Here is an 18,428-nt window from a genome sequence, read left to right as displayed (position 1 = left end):
TTAAGATAAAAGCCAAATTCCTCACTACTTCTAGTAAGGGATTTGGCTTTTATCGACTATTGGTATTGTTCGGATATCAATCTCTTAGCCATTTAAAAATTTACTAATGTAATACCTTTACGCTCTACAGTTTGGGGTTCAATTACCTGATACTCGTTGCGTTCCAAGAATGGTTTTGCTGTGATGCTTGCCTCAGTTCCATTTTCGTAAGTCCGATTTTTCTTGCTTCCGTCTCAAGTTTATTTATTAATGCCGTTGCAATTCCTTGACCCTGAAAATTTTCATGTGTGAAAAGTCTATCTAGGTATCCATTACGGGTCACGTCACCGAATCCAACAATTTCATCATTTATTTCTCCGATAAATGTGATGTTACGAGCTAATGAATCCTTCCAATTTATTACCTTAGCATCCATTTCATCTTTTAGCGCCCAGGCATTAAGTTGTTCAATTGCGTAATCTCTTGCGTTTACTGAATGTACTGTTTCATAAAATAAAGAAACCATCTGATTAATATCAGAACTTTGAAAGGTTCTATTCCTCATAAACGTTTATCTCTTTGCTATGCTGTATTGTTCCTTAAAATGAGCCTTATGTGCAATCACGGACGTCAAGTCTTATTACAAATTGGCGCGATTTAGCTGCATAAAATGTAATGTGCCTTTTAGAAAAAGGTGATAAAATGAAAGGGATTTTAAAATTCAGGGGGGGATCACATGACTCTAAAATATAAATGTTTAATACTTGACCACGATGACACAGCAGTAAAAAGTACACCTGATATACATTATCCATCCTTTGTTCAAGCATTAAAAGAGGTAAGACCTAATGACAAACCCATTACATTTGAAGAATTCGTTGGATACTGTTTTAATCCAGGATTCTCTTCTTTATGTAAGGACATTATACAATTTACAGACACGGAACAACAACATCAGCAGAAAGTATGGAAAAAGTATACCGAATCAACGGTACCGGATTTTTATGAGTTGTTTCCTGAAACCATTCAAGAATTTAAGGCACAAGGTGGTATCGTGACTGTTGTTTCCCATTCAGAAAGAAGTAGAATTGAAAGAGACTACTCAGTACATTGTGGGTTTTTACCAGATGCCATCTTTGGCTGGGAACTTGAAGACCATCAGAGAAAGCCACATCCCTACCCGATCAAACAAATTTTAACTCGTTTTGATCTTCAAGAATCAGATGCGCTTGTGCTAGATGATCTTAAGCCAGGAATGGAGATGGCCAAAAGCTGCAACATAGATTTTGCAGCTGCCGGATGGTCTCACAGTATCCCTGAAATAAAGCAATGGATGAAAGCTGAGTCTAATTATTACTTTGAAACAATAAAGGATTTTAGGGATTTTGTTTTCTTATAATTAATATTGGGTAGGATGTCTTGTGTAAAATTTTCTAATCTACTGATAGCTAACGGATAGTCTTTTACATAAAGTAAAGTTGTTTGTACAGAATTAAGCCTATCATACATTACGAAGATTGAATGAAATCTTCTAAAATCTGTGGATCTACAACTTGTTTAAAATCGCATGGTTGTCCTAATGTAATTCCTCTTTGGCTTGCAACTGAAATGATTAGACTTAATTCATAATACATATTTTTTGATAATATCCCTTTATCAATGTTTTTAATTATTTCATGGTAAAAGGTAATTAACAAACCCGTAGGTAACCTTCGATAAGAATCGATTATATCTACCTCCCTCTATAAATTATTTGTTTAATTATAAACATATCCATTCTAAAATAGGTGTCGATTTATGAAGGGTGACAAATAATTCCCCAAATTCACTTAAGATTATTGATGTTTTATAGCTGACATACCAAGAGAAAACAATGATTATGCGGTTGTTGAATACTTTATCGGATTTACAACGTTAAAGAAATTCCCAAAATAAAAAGCCCAATTTCTCAGCATTAAAATTGAGAAATTGAGCTTTTTCGTTATTCAAGAATACGAAGCGCCCCATTGCAGAAGATTGTTCTATCCATCGATATATCCGGAGCTAACAGTAAAATAAAAATAGATACTCAATAATGGAACTGCCATCCCCTCTATATGTAACAAACCTTTATTTAAATAATCCACCCTATTCACCTTCATATATTCTTAAAGGCTATGGACCCTATCTACGCTAATCTATCTAACAAACCCGAAAGAAGACCCTGAGCAAGTCATTGTTTTGTTCAAGGAATACCTAGAAAAACATCGACCGGCAGGCAGCCTCACCGGTGTGACTTATTTGGCGTTCCCAGAGCAACTGATTGAAATCTCAGCCATTGCACATTCTGACGAGGTAAATTAAAATTCAAAACGAAGTAATTATTCTAATATCACTTCTTTCTGTAGGTGATCTCTACACAAAAAAGTCTATAATGATATTGAAAAAGCAATATCATTATAGACTACCAAACCTTAACATTAAATTCCTTCGTACTGTTTTTCACTAACCTAATCCGTTAATTCAATAAGCTTTCCTCAATTATCTGGCCCGATTGTGGAACAATGCTTCCTCGACAACTGCGCCTGTTTACATAGGATTAAAGCGAATACAGTTCTATTATTTTGTCTATGGGTAATTTACTCGGATCACTCATATCAACAAAATAAGGCAACTGCCAATTTTGGGTTTTCATCGCTTGCTTACTAGTCGGTTTATCCCAGCTAGCATATACTCTTATTGCCATTTTCCCCTTTGTTGAACTGGACCCAAGTATATTCTGTTTGAAAAGAATTTCTTTTGGGAAAATAAATTGTCCAAACTCATTATCATCTTTAAAAGTAGTTAAAACTAACAAATCAGGTGCTTTCTCATATGTAAAGGGTTGATTTTTGTTATTTTCATCTTTTTCCCAAAATGCAACAAACTTCCCTGCTTTGGTGGGGGTTATATTGCAACCCTGAAACGTATTGTTCTCGAAGATAATCGAAATATACCAGCACCATACTTAGAATTTTGCTTTTCTTCTAGAACCGACTTGACAGTGAAGTCATTTGGCTCGTAAATCCTTTTATTTACATAATTTAATGCTGTATAAAAATCATTCATTATTCCACCCTCAAATTTCCAAAATTCACCTTTTATCATAAAGTTCCTTTCTTATTCTATAACCATAAACAGTATTATTATTATGAATCAACTTTATTTGACTGTGTAATTTTTGGTGAAGTGGGCTCTTAAAGAAATAGCATCCATATTAAAACGGCTGCAATCCATCCTTGTTTCACAATAGCCCTTTTCATGCAAAAAGGCGCGTTTTCTTCATTCCAGAATTGCGCCCGTTTGCGGAACAGAGTTTACCGTTTTAAGAGGCATGCAAACGAGGACCTTCCTATATTTGAACATTTGATTTACGAAAATGGTATAATCAGGTATAATCAGTTTCATAAAAAGCAACTCATGGAGGGTTCAAATATGTGTTCTAGCATAGCAGTAGTCGATTTTACTTTATCTCATTCATATTGAAAAAATGGAAAGGAGATAAAAGTATGGGAATTTGTTCTATATGTGTCGTTAATAGAGTTCATTATCAACCAGATCAAAAATAAATTGGTTATAATGAACTTTTAATGTCAGTTCATTATAACCAGCAAGGAGAAGGTTATAATGAACCATAAAAACCCAAAGGACACTCAAAATTTTATTACTTCTAAAAAGCATGTAAAAGAAATATTGGATCATGCGAGTATCAATAAACAAGATAACGTAATAGAAATCGGATCAGGAAAAGGGCATTTTACCAAAGAGCTTGTCAAAATGAGTCGGTGGGTGCATTCTATAGAAATTGATGAGGACTTGTGTCAAGTCACCCAAAAAGTGGTGAAGCCTTTTCAGAATATAAATGTTATCCATACGGATATTCTGAAATTTAACTTCCACAAAAACAAAGACTATAAAATATTTGGTAATATTCCCTTTAACATCAGTACTGATATTGTCAAAAAAATCGCTTTTGAAAGCCAGTCGAAATTTAGTTACCTTATCGTGGAGAAAGGTTTTGCAAAACGATTACAAAATACTAAACGAGCTTTAGGTTTGCTGTTGATGGTTGAAATGGATATCAAAATCCTCACAAAAATGCCTCGAACTTATTTCCACCCGAGGCCATGCGTGGATTCTATATTAATCGTCCTTGAACGCCACGAGCCATTGATTTTAAAGAAAGACTACAAAAAATATCAATCGTTTGTCTATAGATGGGTAAACAAAGAATATCACGTCCTTTTTACTAAAAATCAGTTCAGACAAGCCTTGAAGCATGCAAAAATAGATGACTTAAATAACGTTAACTTTAAACAATTTTTATCTCTTTTCAATAGTTATAAATTGTTTAATAAGTAGTGTTAAGGGGATTGCTTTATTGAGAGCAACCCCTTAAACTTATTTCCCTTAGATACTTTGTTAGACTCAATCTATTCACGCATTATATTCCGCAATCTGGCCCGATTGTGGAAGATCATAAGATCCTGTCTTGTTAAACTAACGCTCCCCGTTCAAGTAAAATCCTTCACAATATCGCTTTACTGCTTGTGTATGAAAACCAATTTTACACTTTGTCAAAACAGAGATACGAAGAATAATACCAACGACAGTATCACACCACTTACGAACTTATCAATCCCAACGCTTCCTTTGCCATCTGTTCATATTCCTTTACGCCAGACACTAATGCATACTCAGCAATTGAAACTGGATATGCTGCCCCAAGTTCAATAATATGCTCTTTCATCTTAGGCCAGTAATATCCACCAGCTTCTTTATAAGCAAAAATTAGAGCCTCTAACCCTTCTTCTCCAAAAGCTTTATAGTTGAACACGAAGTCATTCGAAATATCTGTAACTTTAGCTTCAGTCCAGTCGATTAATCCAGTCACATTAGCATCTATATCAATCATAGTATGTCCGGCATGTACATCCCCATGAATCAGTCCTGTTTTCTTGGGCCACATCTCATCTTCATTTATCCATGCTTGCCATCTGTTCCATAGAATCTCCCCTACACCAAACTTTGCTCTTACAGCCTCCATACGTTTTTTCATTGACGTTCTTGCTTCTTCTGGTGTGTGTACTACTATATCAAGTTCTGCGGCTTTGTCACTCGATATGCTATGAAGCTCCGCTAACACTCTACCAAGAGATTTGTGAAACGATTCTGGAACATTATTAATATCGATTTCCCAAACATAGTTGCCTATATTATGATCGATAGTTCCTGCTGGCACACCATCTAACTTCCTGTAAGCGATTAGCTCATCTGTGTAAATAATCCAGTTTGGCGCTTGAAAATGTTCAACATACTGATTCACCAAATCTAATGCTTGTTTTTCTACCTTTGTTCTAGGCATCACATCTTTACGCCTAGGCAATCTTAGTGCCCACTCAGTTTCACTTTCATCTTGTGCAAAAACAACTTGAAAATCTAGCCCGGATTCATTAAACTGCATGGTTTCTTCATTAAGAATAAGATTATGTTTTTTTGTTATTTCAATAACGTGTTTAGTATTTCTAGTCATTAAAATCACTCCTGTCCCAATTTGTATCTATCGCTTAGGTACTTGCTGTATGCTTAGATGCAGCATTGGGTATAATTTTAGCAAAATGAACTCCATGCTCGATTGATACAATTATTCGAGGCTGTTGCTGATCGAATTACTCGGTCCAAATTTAGTCTCGGAAATGTGAGATGAAAGTTATTATCTTAGTATGTTAGATTGTTTCAATTCAGCAATCGCGCCAGATTGTTTAATATGAATTAGGATGCTGTGAGAGCGTTCGGAAATTCATGAATTAAGAAAACTTTTAACGGCATCCAAGTAGGCTGGTAAATTATCATCATGCACAAAGTGTCCAGCATCCTCTATCGTTACAAATTCACATGTCGGAATAAGCTCAGAAACCTCTTGCAATTTGTTTTGAGGAATATGACTGGATCTACCACCTATAATAAGAGTCGGCATGATAATGTCAGTAAGACGCGCCCACCATTCGGGATTGGGTTCATTAAGTTGCTGTAGAATCGAAGGCACAACCAGCCAATCAAACGGCAGGGCATCAGAAGGTTTGGTAGGAATTTCAATTGGCTTATCCGGAAAAGGAGGAGGTGTGTCTTCAACAATTAACCGTTCTACCCTTGATGGAAATGCTTCCGAGAAAAGATAGGATACTGTTCCTCCCATGGAATGACCAATTAGAGTAAACTGATCTAATTTCATAGCATTTGCAAAGTGAAGCAAGTCATTACACATCAGTTCAAAAGAGTATGAATCAGTTCTCGCACTCCCACCGTGCCCCCGCTGATCTAAAGCTAAAACGCGGTACTTTCCTTTTAATTCAGCGGCCACTTGATCCCATGATTCTGCACTTTTCCCCAAGGCGTGAAGTGCAACGAGCGGTGGTGCAGAAGGGTCCCCACTCTCACGATATTGAAAAGTTAGTCCATTCAATTCAATTTGATTCACCAGTGTTTCCATCTCCGATCATCTCCTATGATAGGTTTTGACATTTGAAACCTGATTTATTTACTGTTCATAACTATTCAGAGAATGTGTGAATATTACCTTCTTAAAAGTAGCTTTGAAAGAAAAGTTTGATCATTTTCTATCTGTATCTCCACAATCTCATCCGTAGTTATATAAATTATTCGGATATCAACCTCTTAGACATTTTAAAATTTATTAATGTAATACCTTTACGCTCTATAGTTTGGGGTTCAATTACCTGATACCCACGGCGTTCAAAGAATGGTTTTGCTGTGATACTCGCCTCAGTTTCTATTTTCGTAAGTCCAATTTTCCTTGCTTCAGATTCAAGCTTATTCATTAACGCCGTTGCAATTCCTTGTCCCTGAAAATTCTTATGAACGAAAAGGCGATCTAGGTATCCATTACGAGTCATGTCACCGAATCCAACAATTTCATCATTTGTTTCCGCGATATATGTGATGTTACGAACGAAAGAATCCTTCCATTTTATTAACTTCGCATCCATCTCATCTTGTGGTGCCCAGGCATTAAGTTGTTCCTCTGTGTAATCTCGTGCGTTGACTGCATGTATTGTTTCGTAAAATAAAGAAACCATCTGATTGATATCAGAACTTTGAAAAGCCCTCATTCGCATACGTTGTATCTCCTTGCCGCTTTGTTCCGAATTTCGTGTCTCACTCAAATTTTTAGGCTCTTGCAATTCCCTTTCCGCCTATAGGTGACGATGTATTCACTTTTTCTACTCCCGCAATTATCGGTTTGGCTTTTTGGATTAATGTTTGAGATGCTTCCAATGATAAGGAAGCGCGATGGGCATTCTCGTTACTCCAAACCTCGTAAACATAGATGGAGTCCTTATTATCATCATCTAAACTAACGACATACAACTCACAATCATCTATCTCCTCCATCGACTTTGCTGCCTCCAACAACATTTCTGCCAAAGCATCCCTTTTCCCTTCAACAGCAGTAAACTTGTTATACAACGCGAATTTATTCAATGTCATCCCTCCATTTAAAAAAGTGTGTAATATAAGGTAATTCCATTTAGCCTCCATAAAGTGAAACTTCAATCAGTGGGAATTTCTTTCTTCACCCACTGATTGTTAGTTGAACGAATCGGGGTGTTAGCGTCCGTTTACTCCTACTATAGACATCACTATTTCACTTCATGTTTTGAAGTGGGAATCTTACGGACGGTTGCACCGGGATAAATCCTTCTTTTACTCCCAATAAATTAATATGTTATTCCACGTACGAGCCCTCTGGTGGAAGCTCACTCTTAGAATGATATTCTTCAGCATTATTATAGAAAAGCCCCATATAAGGGGCTCACTGTAAAGCTAAGAAAACTTTGTTAAAAGCTGCGTTTCTCTGGCCAAGCCCCTTGCATTTTACTGAGGAGTACAATTTGACCAATATGATATGCGTCATGCATTGCTAAACTCTTCAGTTCAAGCACTAATGAATTATCTTCTCCAGGGACCTCTCTATACAAATCTTCATGTTCTGATACTGCTAATATTTTTCCGAGTTCACGATGAACATAAAAGTATTCCTGCTTTGTTTTCTTCCAATTTTCTAACGTCTCAGTTGGTAATCGAAATGTGGCATCATTATTTTCTGCCTGTGGTTCATTCGCTGTTTCACCAAGAAACCGCACCAAAAATCTCTTTTCAAAGAAAAGTAAATGACAAACTAATCCCCAAATAGAATTCATTGCCCCGTCAGCTGGTTTCCAAATGGCCTGTTCAAAAGTAATGTCCTCTAGCACTTTTTCAAGTGGTGGAAACCAATCTTCTTCATCCAAGCAGCTTGCCCATTGTTGTAACAAAAGTGTCTTTACATCCATTTTCTATTCCTCCTTTAACAGTTAATCCCTTTGGTTAAAATTCATTTCCAGCGTGTTATTCTGGCATTACTTATATTTTCAACATGAACCATCTAATTACCTTCCTTAATCCACAATCTGTCCCGTAGTAAATTACTCTACCCAAAATCCCTTGTTCTTTTATAACCTCTAATCCCCGCCATCATCACCTTTTATGTACAAGGACGCAGTTCCCGTCCTCTAAAAATGCGCGCTCGTTAACGGAAGAGCGTTAGTGATAGATTAACCCTCCCCCAGATTAGCGCTATCCTGCACTATAGAATAAATATGAAAAGCCTAATTCCTTCTATATTGAAAGAGAATTAGGCTTTTGATTTTTAAACAATCAATATTCGTTTACTTTATAAGCTTTGGTAATAGGACTTGAATAAACTCCACTTATTTTTGGTCAATATTAGGCCCCTTCAATCATATCCCGTTTATTATAACCAAGATAACCAACGATCATCATGGCGATGCTGATCACGGTGATTGTAATAAAGATTGGTGCGTCAAAACCTTCCATTGGCATTCGAGGTATCCAGCTCTGAATGGCTGTTTTTGAAAACCATTCTGGTAAGTCTACTATACCTCCAAAGTAGTTAAGCAAAAAGGAGTAGGCAAGATAGATATACACCACTTTACCCAGCTTCGGTGCCCAGCCGAGAGCTAAAGCTGCCAAACCAGTAAAGAATAGTACGGATGGTAAAAAGTTGAAGCCAGAAGCAAGAAAATCAAGTATACCCATCGTTGACTTATCCCCCATCGCTGCGATAGCTATACCACCAAGACCGCCTGCAGCTAATAAAATCCCCACTAAACCTGCAAAAATGGCCAGACCAATAGTGGTCCAATAAAGTTGGCTACGGGTCACTTTTGTAGCGTAAAGCTGACTTAAGTGTAATCGACTTTCTTCAGAGAAGAGTTTATTTACAATGGCAATTGGTAATATCGAAACCAAACCAATCATGACCATCATTATCGTTCCAGTGAATGATTCTTCAATGGAAATGCCTGATTGAGTGAACATTTGCCTCATCATTTCATTACTTCCAAGGAAGGACCGCATGTCTCCATAAATTGAACCATAGGCCGCACCCATAATAACAAAAGCAATTAACCAACTAATCATTACGCCTTTATTAATCTTAATAAATAAACCATGAACAGACAGCAATGATTTCTTTGCATTTTCTCGACCATCTCTTTCAGGGAGATAGCCAGCTCCCATATCGCGGGCCCCTTCAAGGGTAAAAGCAATGACCATCATGATTAAACTGAAAATCAAGACAAAAAGAAGTAGGATCCAGTTATTTTCCGTAAAGGGATAAGTTAAATATGTCCACCCCAAAGGATTAATTATAGATAAGTCAACATTGGAGACATCCGTCCCTGCACGAATAATATAAAGCAGTCCTATTATTCCTAAGGTTGAACCTGTTGCTCCGGATGAAGTAGGCATAATTTGTGCCATAACGAGTGCAATTCCAGCACCCATAATACCTGCCATTCCAATGGAAGCTCCGAATAAAAAGGAACCTTCAATAGAGATGGTATCCGCACCAAAGCTCACCATTACCCCACCAATAATAAGGGCTAATATAAGGTTGATGAAAGCAATTTCCACCATTGCAGCCAGAGAGTTTGCTTGGCGACCTATTTGAAATGAGCGTACAAGCTCAGTCAGACCAAGATCCTCTTCTTTACGAGTATGTCCTACCACATGTAAAGCCGCCATTATCATCGCAAATAAACCACAAAATAGTAACATTTCGTGCGCATACATGGCCCCTAACGTATAACTAGTTGCTGATTCAATTGGCGTAGGACCTACCATAGCTATCATAGCAGGGTTTTGCAATGTTTCGAACATCCCCAGAAATCCCTCGCCTTTTGCTATCTCTTCAAACGCTGGAACAAAAGCAGCTGAAAACAAACCAATTCCTAAAATCCAAACAATCATTTTTTTCCAATCACGTTTTAGATATAACAGGAACAGTATATCCCACCGCGCAAATTTTTCCTTCATTGTATTTCATCCTCCCTTCCGACAGTTATCCTTCATAATGACGCATAAACAAATCTTCAAGAGTTGGCGGTACGGATTCAAATTTCTTGACCCCCAATTTGCTTGCTTCCATTAAAATACGATTGAGATGTTGATTATCAATAGAGAATGTGGCTTGATTATCTTTTTGTTTGAAATCAAAAACCCCACTTATATCAGCCATTTCAGCCACATCCCCTTCTGTAGCCAACGTAACAGTGGAACGGGTCAAGTGACGCAATTCATCCAAGGAACCGGTTTCTACAATCTCACCTTGGCGAATGATGACAACCTTATCAGCTAGACGTTCCACTTCACTCAAAATATGAGAGGACAACAGAATGGATTTACCTGATTCTTTGATTTTTTCTACTTCTTCCTGAAAAATCGCTTCCATTAAAGGATCGAGACCTGAAGTTGGTTCATCAAAAATGTATAAATCGGAATCAGCAGATAATGCGGCAATCAAACCCACCTTTTGGCGATTTCCTTTAGAATAACCCTTGGCCTTTTTCTTAGGATCTAATTCAAAACGTTTAATTAAATAGTCACGTTTTTGCTTATCTCCTCCACCATGCAATTTAAGAAATAAATCAATAATCTCACCGCCTGTCAGATTTCCCCACAGCGTGACATCTCCCGGGACATAAGAAATACGTTTGTGAATTTCAATGCTCTCTTTCCAAACATCCTTACCGAATATTTCAGCATTACCTGCATCCCGATTAATAATTCCAAGTAAAATACGGATTGTTGTAGATTTCCCAGCCCCATTGGGACCAATAAAACCGACAACCTCCCCAGCATTTACGGAGAATTCTACGTCTCTTAATGCCTGAAACTTACCGAATTTTTTTTGTAAACCTTGTACCTTTACAATTTTTGTCATAATCCTTACACCCCTTTTTCAAGAAAAAATTTGGATGAATATATGATTCGTATTGTCGTTTTTCAAACTTGTTTTTATTAATTCTGAGGTCATTCTAAACCCTTATATTAAGCCATAATCTTTCTGGTCTTCGCTAAATTTATAACTTCAACATGTCAAATTTCTTCTTCATTTGTAAAAGCTATCCCTCAGTACTTTCGAATAACTCTCCCATTCTTTGATATATTGCTCTCCTACTTCTTCAAAGGTGTCTAATTGATTAACCGCTCTTTCCGCAAACCCGAGCATTGTCCAATTAAGAATGTCAATCGCCTTTTGAACATTAATCCCTTCACGAAATTTGGAATAGTCTATATTCTGATATAGTTTTTCAATCCCTCTTTCAAAGATATAATTAATTTTATGCTGAATATCATCCTTCACTTCATCAGATTCCTCATGGGCTAATGAAGTAAGAAAATCAAATACTTGAGGAAATTTCCTTTGGATATGCAATTTTTTTAATCCCAATTTCTCGATTCTTTTAAATAGGTCGGTTTCATTCAAATCTATTTGCTCATAAATTTGCTCGACAACTTGAACCCCATACTCGATTAAATAAAAATAAAGTTCCTTTTTGCTATTAAAATAATTAAACAATGATCCTTTGGAGATATTTGCCTCTTTTACAATCTCATTCGTTGACGCCTTTTCAAATCCGCTTTTCACAAATTCTTTTGTTGCGGAATTTATAATAAGCTCTTGTTTTTCTGTTTTCAGGTTGTTAAATACGGAGTATATGATGGTTACCTCCTTTCTTTTATACCCAATTGACCAGTTTGGTCATTTGAATATACCACACATGACCAAACCGGTCAATAAGATTCAGAAAATACAGGTATGGTTATGAAATAAAGATTAATTAAAAACCAAAACAAAAAAACATCCATTTTGAATTAGAATGCAAAATAGATGTTTTTCTTGTGAATTAGCATATAGTGTTATTCAACAATATGGTCCGTTTGTAAAAAACAATAACGCAATCTATCCATAAAGTGAAACTTCAATCAGTGGGGATTTTCGTTCTTCCCCCCACTGATTGTTAGTTGAACGAACCGGGGTGTTAGCGGCCGTTTACTCCCACTAAAAACTAACGGTTTCTCTTCATGTTTAGAAGTGGGAGTCTTACGGACGGTTGCTCCGGAATAAATCCCTTGTTCTTTACCTACTCCCCATGATCACTTCAACGCGTCAAAAACAACTTTAGCAGCCTCCGCGATTAGCGCGTCGTCATAGTCAGCATCCTCGGTATCATGGCGGGACATTATTGCAATGACGATTGGTTCTCTATCTGGCGGCCAGACAACTGCAATGTCATTTCTCGTTCCGTGTGTTCCGGCTCCACTCTTATCACCGACCACCCAGCCATCAGGTGCGCCGGCACGAATCAATGTATCACCTGTCGCATTGCCTTGGAGCCAATCCGTGAATAGTTCAAGTTTTTCGTCTGGAAGCAAGTCGCCTACCGCAAACTTCTTAAGATTGGTGGCCAGGGCTTTAGGTGTGCTGGTGTCACGGGTATCTTCTGGATTGAACTCATTCAATTCTGTTTCGTATCGGTCAGACTGTGTAACATCATCGCCAATTTCTCTTAGCGCTTCCTCAAATACAGCTGGTCCACCCAATGCTTCAAATAAAAGATTTCCAGCGGTGTTGTCACTTGTGCGGACTGCCGCTTCCCCAATATCTAAAAGAGTCATGCCCGTATCAACGTGCTTCTCAGTAACAGGCGAGTAGGGAACCAGGTCATCTTCCGTATATGTCATCACTTCGTTAAGCTCTTCTAACGTGTTCTGCTTTAGCACAAAGGCTCCGGCCAAAGCCTTGTATGTTGACGAAAAGGCAAAACGTTCCTCAGCTCGATATGCGATCGTCTGATTCGATCCTGTATCAAGCGCAAAAACACCAAGTTGTGCGTCAAAGTCATCCTCCAATGCAGCGAACTGCTCATCTAGCTTAGCACTTTGTCCGTTTTCGTTCTCCTCTTTTGATGAAGTGTCGGTTGAACTGTCAGCATCCGCACAAGCTACGAGCGAAATCAGGGCTAGTAACAACATTAGCAATATTACTTTATTCATACTAAACCTAGTTTTATTTTTCATGTATATGACCTCTTTCTATATCTATTAAATAAATCTGGGTTTCTTAAACTAATTGAATAGTTCGTTCGGCGATTCCCCTGTTGTCTAACATACATTCTAATTTCTCAGATTTCCCTCCTTCCTGAAACATGATTACGAATGTAGTCCAATCTTACATCTGTAGTCTCATAATGTCAATACTTCGTTTATTTAGATGCCTCAATACCTCTGTATACAGTCAACATAAAAAGATTGGAAGTGATAAACTGGTCATTAAATGTTAAAATAAAGGCTCTTCGATCATTTAATTAAAGAATGTTAGGATTGTAAGTGGGGGCGAAAACGGAGGTGATCAGCTTGGTCTTAACTTACCTTGTAATAAGTTTGCTAGTTTCTTCTATTACGCTTGCGGTTATTAAGCTAGTTAAAAAAATGTTTCAAAATCAGCTATCAGCGAAATGGCAATATAATCTATGGTTTTTATTTCTAATTGCATTAACGCTTCCTTTTTTGCCAAAACATTTAATTGATTTTGGAAACTTTTTCACTTCATTAGACGTTAACCTAAACGATGAAGTCAGCCCTTCTATAACCACCAGTGACACTGCAGTGGTGGGAAATCCCAGCTGGATGCAAGACTTTACGCTATCCGTAAATCGAATTGATGTAGAATTCCTAAATATACTACTAGCCAGCATATGGATTGCAGGAATGTTAGTCATGGCTGTTCTAACTTTCCAAGGGTGGTTCATGTTAAAGAAAATCAAATCCACGGCAACTGTTCCCAAAAATAAAGAAGTTCTAAGATTATTTATACATTGTAAGCATCGTTTAAATATAACGGGACGTGTAATTGTAAGGGAATCAACCCTTGTGAAATCTCCTATGACATTTGGTCTATTTAAGACCTATGTGGTGCTGCCTTCCCGGGTTGAAGAATGGATGACTATGAAGGAAATTCAGTACATTTTCTTGCATGAACTGAATCATTATAAATATAAAGACATTGTGTCAAATTACTTTATTATTGTTTATCAGATTTTGTACTGGTTTCATCCGCTAGTTTGGGTGGCATTTAAAGAAATGAAAGTGGATCGAGAGATAGCTTGTGATAGTGCTGTTTTACATACTCTGGATGAGCCCTGCTATCAAGAATATGGCAATACCATTATTAATTTTGTAGACAAAGCATCCAACCCGAAGAACATCGGGTTGGCAAATGAACTGAACGGTTATAAAGGGCAAATAAAAAAACGTATTGAAAAAATTGCCTCCTTTACAACGGAATCAATGGGCTTGAAGCTGAAGAGCGTCTCCATCTTTCTCCTCGTCGGAGTATTTGTAGTAAGTCAGGCACCCTTGGTTTCTGTAATGGCTGATGACAGTAGTCGTTATGATTTTAATGAGGAACGCACGGTCTATGAGGATCTGAGCGAATATTTTACTGGATACGATGGGAGCTTTGTCTTATATGACATGCAAGCTGATACGTATCATATCCATAATCAGAGTAAGAGCACACGGAGGATTTCTCCAGATTCTACTTACAAGATTTATAGCGCGCTGCTCGGATTGGAGACAGGTGTTGTATCGAATGATAATTCACAAATCCCTTGGGATGGAACAATGTATCCATATGAAGCATGGAATAAGAATCAATCTTTATCTTCAGCAATGAAACATTCTGTTACCTGGTATTTTCAGAAATTGGATAAAGAAATACAACAAGATACCATTCAAGCCTACCTTAAACAAATTAGCTACGGTAATGGTGATCTTTCCGGTGGAATAGAAGAATATTGGCTCGAATCTTCATTAAAAATATCTCCAGTAGAACAGGTACAATTACTAAAGGCATTCTATACAAACGCGTTTGAATTTGATGAAAAAAATATCAAAACCGTTAAAGATATCATTAAATTAGAGGAACGTGATGGAGAAAAGCTATCCGGTAAAACGGGGACAGGCACTGTGAATGGAAAGAATGTCAACGGATGGTTCATTGGGTATATAGAGACCAAGGAAAACACCTACTTTTTTGCAACAAATATTCAAAATGAAGATAATAGTGATGGAAGCAAAGCAGCAAACATTACCTTATCTATTTTGAGGGATAAAGAAATCATCCATGGAATAGAAGGATGAGTGGTCTGATTCAAGCGTCCATAGAAGGAGAGAGGAAAAAGGATGTCAAAGAAAATCCCCAATATTTCAGAATCAGAATGGGAAGTTATGCATGTGCTCTGGAAAAAGGCCCCGCAAACTGCCAGTGAGATTATCTCTTCCTTGCAGAAGCATACAGACTGGAAGAAGAAAACCGTACGCACACTCTTGGATCGTCTTACCCAAAAAAAGGTTGTCGGCGTCAACAAAGAGCAGAGGGTCTATACTTTTTTCCCTCTTTATTCGCAAGATGAGTGTCAACGTGCCGAAGCACAGTCTTTTGTTAAGCGAATTTATGGCGGAACGTTAAAGTCTATGCTGGTTCAGTTCATTCAGGAGGATTCTTTGTCAGAAGAGGACATTAAAGATTTACGTTCCATTTTGGATGAAAAGACACAAAAAAAGAGAACTAAAAAATGAAGTTAACTCGGGCGCTTTCTTTAATAAGAGGGCGTCTTTTTGCTTGGTATTTTCTAACATTCTATCGACCAGCTACTTTCTTAAATAATCTTCCTTTCAACCAAATTGGGATATTCCCAAAATGCATTTGGAAAATATGAAAGAGAAGAACGCAGGCCAAGCTATGAAGCGCTCATCCAGATAGCCGATCTTTTTCAGGTGCCGATTGATTCCCTGTTACGAGGAGAAGAACCAGTTTATTTAAAAAACTACCGCAAAATAAATGACGTTCTCAATCTATTGGAAGACGCAGGATATAAGCAGCCGTTTCTATTAGATGTGAACAGTTGGACCAAGCTAGGGAAAAAGGAGCTTCACGACCTCTCCCACTACTTCTACTGGCAGGTGCAGCAAGCAGCAAAGAAAGAAGACTAGCATCCCCGTTCTCCCCCTCTTCACCAAGACAGAAATGGCATCTCCCCCTCTCCAATCCACTAAAGGAGGCATTTCATGTCAAAACCCTACACCTTTGAAGAAATTTACGAGCAGAACAAGCGACGCATTCATTACCACATCCACAAGCTTAATCTCCAAGACCCCCATAAGGAATACTACCAAGAAGGGCTGATCGCCATGTGGCAGGCCTATGAGAAGTACAACCCTGACAAAGGCCCCATGGCCACCTACTTCAATTACACCATTCGCCATAAACTCATCGACCTGCTTCGAAAGGAAACGAACGACTCCCTCAAGCAACAAAACTATCTCGAAATCCAAGCTCCCTTATTACCAAAAGCCGCTCCTCCCGTAACATATAACGATATCCCACAACTACTAAAGGAAATAAAATCCCTTCTTACCGAAAAACAGTGGAAATGGTTTTATCATGCCGTTTTATTAGGTATGCCCATTAAGGAAATTGCTGCACAGGAAAATGTGAGTGTGGAAGCTGTGAAGAGTTGGGGGAAAGAAGCGAGAAAGAATTTAAGAAGAACGCACGCGTAGTCAGTCATAGTTTTATTAGTCAATGCATGTTACGTTTCATCATCTTCTATTCTAGCATTTCGCATTGGTGAGAGACTAAACCATAACCCACATACAGTTAGTCCAGCTATCGAAATCCATAAAGCCGTTGTGAAACCTAGCCCGTCAGCAAGGGCTCCTCCTAGTGGAGCACCGATAACGACTGCACTACGGTTGATGGATCGCAGTGTCGCATTCATGCGACCTTGCAAGTGAGACGGCGTGATATACTGCCGGTACCCCATTTCAAGCGGCCCCTCGATTCCCATGGCAAATCCGTAAAAGAGCTGCCCTAAAACCACAAATAGGAGCGCTATGTATTGCGAGTCGGAGATGTTAACTGCTAGAGCTAGCGCCATAAAGACAACTGCTGGACCATAGAGAATTCGAGAAAAAGCCATGGCACGCCCGACACCAAAGCGCACACCGACTCGCGGAGATAGAGAGGTTCCTGCGACCGCACCAACACCTGCAGCGGCAAGGATATACCCTAGAAGGGAGGCATCAAAGCCAAGCTCAATTAAAACAATCGATACGAGAATCGTCATCGTCATGCTATGAAAGAGAAACCAGGCGTGCGTATTTAAAGCGAGTGTACGAAGGTATTGGTGCTGGTAGACCCAGCGCAAACCTTCCTTGATTTGCTGACCAAGTGGTCCCGTCTTCACCTTGTTTACGGGCTGATGTTTAATTGATGCCATTAATACACCTGAAAATAAATAGGATAAGGCATCAAAAAGAAGGGCAAATGGTGCACCGATTAAGGAAACAAGGCCCCCTCCTATAGCTGGACCACTCGTTTCCGCAACAGCTGCGCTTTGTTCCAACCGTGCATTTGCACGTGTTAATAAACGTCGAGGAACCAATTGTGGCACAAAGGACTGGTAGGCACTATCATGAAAAAGAGACAACGCACCAAATAGCACCAGCAGGAACATTAGCCAGCCAATACTGATTACACCTAGAATAGACAATAAGCAAATGCAGACAAGGATAATGCCGCGCCCCATATCTGTTATCACCAATACAGTCTTGCGATGAAAACGGTCAATTAAAACTCCCGCTATCAACCCCAACAGGACGTACGGAATCCATCTAGACGCTGAAACCCAGCCAACATCAACAGCACTGCCTCCCATATTACCAACAACTAATACCTGAAGAGCCAGCGTTGTAATATATGTACCAAAGCTTGAAGTGGTCGATGCAATCCAAAAACGAACAAAGCTACTGTTCTCTCTTAATTTCATGGGGCTGCCCCCTCCTGCCAACTTATCCATCTTACAAATATAATAATCTATATTCGACAGAATAGTAATCTATTCTTGGCTTTTCTAATTTGATACACGGATAGCAGCAGGCGAGGCGGAATGGAGACGGCTGTATTTGGAAGGGGCTGGGGCGTAGAAAATGAACGC

Annotated in this window: 17 protein-coding genes and 2 pseudogenes; 7 read left to right on the top strand and 12 right to left on the bottom strand. The window is 38.4% G+C overall.

Annotated elements, in window-relative coordinates:
* Window positions 1–92 precede the first annotated feature (92 nt).
* Window positions 93–544 (bottom strand): annotated as a pseudogene (locus tag K3T81_RS03485) (GNAT family N-acetyltransferase).
* Window positions 545–715: 171 nt separating this feature from the next.
* On the opposite strand from K3T81_RS03485, the gene K3T81_RS03480 reads away from it, so the two are divergent.
* Window positions 716–1,378 (top strand): HAD family hydrolase, encoded by a 663-nt coding sequence (locus tag K3T81_RS03480; RefSeq protein WP_238018266.1) that lies wholly within the window; start codon window positions 716–718, stop codon window positions 1,376–1,378.
* A gap of 1,179 nt (window positions 1,379–2,557) precedes the next feature.
* Here the strand turns inward: K3T81_RS03480 and K3T81_RS03470 are convergent.
* Window positions 2,558–3,066: pseudogene (locus K3T81_RS03470) on the bottom strand (MepB family protein).
* Between the two features lie 440 nt (window positions 3,067–3,506).
* Between K3T81_RS03470 and K3T81_RS19620 the strand changes: the two are divergent.
* The gene (locus K3T81_RS19620; RefSeq protein ID WP_198029988.1) at window positions 3,507–3,566 is read left to right on the top strand and encodes an erythromycin resistance leader peptide; all 60 of its coding nucleotides are present in this window, start codon (window positions 3,507–3,509) and stop codon (window positions 3,564–3,566) included.
* Window positions 3,567–3,624: 58 nt separating this feature from the next.
* Window positions 3,625–4,359: a 23S rRNA (adenine(2058)-N(6))-methyltransferase Erm(A) gene (gene erm(A) / locus K3T81_RS03465; protein ID WP_238018265.1), complete on the top strand. Its 735-nt coding sequence runs from the start codon at window positions 3,625–3,627 to the stop codon at window positions 4,357–4,359.
* A gap of 262 nt (window positions 4,360–4,621) precedes the next feature.
* Here the strand turns inward: erm(A) and K3T81_RS03460 are convergent, their stop codons facing one another.
* The 9 genes from K3T81_RS03460 to bla form a co-directional block, all read right to left on the bottom strand.
* Window positions 4,622–5,530, bottom strand: coding sequence for an Mph(B) family macrolide 2'-phosphotransferase (locus K3T81_RS03460; RefSeq protein WP_238018264.1), 909 nt, complete (start codon window positions 5,528–5,530; stop codon window positions 4,622–4,624).
* A gap of 267 nt (window positions 5,531–5,797) precedes the next feature.
* Entirely contained in the window at window positions 5,798–6,487 is a 690-nt protein-coding gene (locus K3T81_RS03455; protein ID WP_238018263.1) for an alpha/beta fold hydrolase, read from the bottom strand.
* Window positions 6,488–6,653: 166 nt separating this feature from the next.
* Window positions 6,654–7,133: a GNAT family N-acetyltransferase gene (locus K3T81_RS03450; RefSeq protein ID WP_238018262.1), complete on the bottom strand. Its 480-nt coding sequence runs from the start codon at window positions 7,131–7,133 to the stop codon at window positions 6,654–6,656.
* Window positions 7,134–7,185: 52 nt separating this feature from the next.
* On the bottom strand, window positions 7,186–7,500 hold the full coding sequence (locus K3T81_RS03445; protein ID WP_238018261.1) for a putative quinol monooxygenase: 315 nt from the start codon (window positions 7,498–7,500) through the stop codon (window positions 7,186–7,188).
* A 356-nt stretch (window positions 7,501–7,856) separates the two neighbouring features.
* Complete coding sequence (locus tag K3T81_RS03440) at window positions 7,857–8,351, bottom strand: DinB family protein (RefSeq protein WP_238018260.1); 495 nt, start codon at window positions 8,349–8,351, stop codon at window positions 7,857–7,859.
* Window positions 8,352–8,784: 433 nt separating this feature from the next.
* A complete protein-coding gene (locus K3T81_RS03435) occupies window positions 8,785–10,398 on the bottom strand; it encodes an ABC transporter permease (RefSeq protein WP_238018258.1) in 1,614 nt (537 codons plus the stop codon).
* Window positions 10,399–10,423: 25 nt separating this feature from the next.
* Window positions 10,424–11,305: an ABC transporter ATP-binding protein gene (locus tag K3T81_RS03430; RefSeq protein WP_238018256.1), complete on the bottom strand. Its 882-nt coding sequence runs from the start codon at window positions 11,303–11,305 to the stop codon at window positions 10,424–10,426.
* 168 nt (window positions 11,306–11,473) lie between these two features.
* On the bottom strand, window positions 11,474–12,037 hold the full coding sequence (locus K3T81_RS03425; protein ID WP_338044600.1) for a TetR/AcrR family transcriptional regulator: 564 nt from the start codon (window positions 12,035–12,037) through the stop codon (window positions 11,474–11,476).
* 485 nt (window positions 12,038–12,522) lie between these two features.
* Complete coding sequence (gene bla / locus K3T81_RS03420; RefSeq protein ID WP_420830776.1) at window positions 12,523–13,422, bottom strand: class A beta-lactamase; 900 nt, start codon at window positions 13,420–13,422, stop codon at window positions 12,523–12,525.
* 360 nt (window positions 13,423–13,782) lie between these two features.
* Here bla and K3T81_RS03415 point away from each other — a divergent pair, with 360 nt between their 5' ends.
* The 4 genes from K3T81_RS03415 to K3T81_RS03400 all read left to right on the top strand — a co-directional run bounded on the left by K3T81_RS03415 (window position 13,783) and on the right by K3T81_RS03400 (window position 16,992).
* Window positions 13,783–15,570 (top strand): BlaR1 family beta-lactam sensor/signal transducer, encoded by a 1,788-nt coding sequence (locus tag K3T81_RS03415; protein ID WP_238018253.1) that lies wholly within the window; start codon window positions 13,783–13,785, stop codon window positions 15,568–15,570.
* 42 nt (window positions 15,571–15,612) lie between these two features.
* Window positions 15,613–16,008: a penicillinase repressor BlaI gene (gene blaI / locus K3T81_RS03410; protein ID WP_106897793.1), complete on the top strand. Its 396-nt coding sequence runs from the start codon at window positions 15,613–15,615 to the stop codon at window positions 16,006–16,008.
* A gap of 105 nt (window positions 16,009–16,113) precedes the next feature.
* Entirely contained in the window at window positions 16,114–16,422 is a 309-nt protein-coding gene (locus K3T81_RS03405) for a helix-turn-helix domain-containing protein (protein ID WP_238018252.1), read from the top strand.
* A 75-nt stretch (window positions 16,423–16,497) separates the two neighbouring features.
* A complete protein-coding gene (locus K3T81_RS03400; RefSeq protein ID WP_238018251.1) occupies window positions 16,498–16,992 on the top strand; it encodes a sigma-70 family RNA polymerase sigma factor in 495 nt (164 codons plus the stop codon).
* 29 nt (window positions 16,993–17,021) lie between these two features.
* Here the strand turns inward: K3T81_RS03400 and K3T81_RS03395 are convergent, their stop codons facing one another.
* Window positions 17,022–18,260 (bottom strand): MFS transporter, encoded by a 1,239-nt coding sequence (locus tag K3T81_RS03395; RefSeq protein ID WP_238018250.1) that lies wholly within the window; start codon window positions 18,258–18,260, stop codon window positions 17,022–17,024.
* Window positions 18,261–18,428: the final 168 nt, after the last annotated feature.

The organism is Oceanobacillus jordanicus (assembly GCF_022095695.1).
Classification (GTDB): Bacteria; Bacillota; Bacilli; order Bacillales; family Amphibacillaceae; genus Oceanobacillus_B; species Oceanobacillus_B jordanicus.
This window is presented reverse-complemented; position numbering and strand designations above follow the sequence as displayed.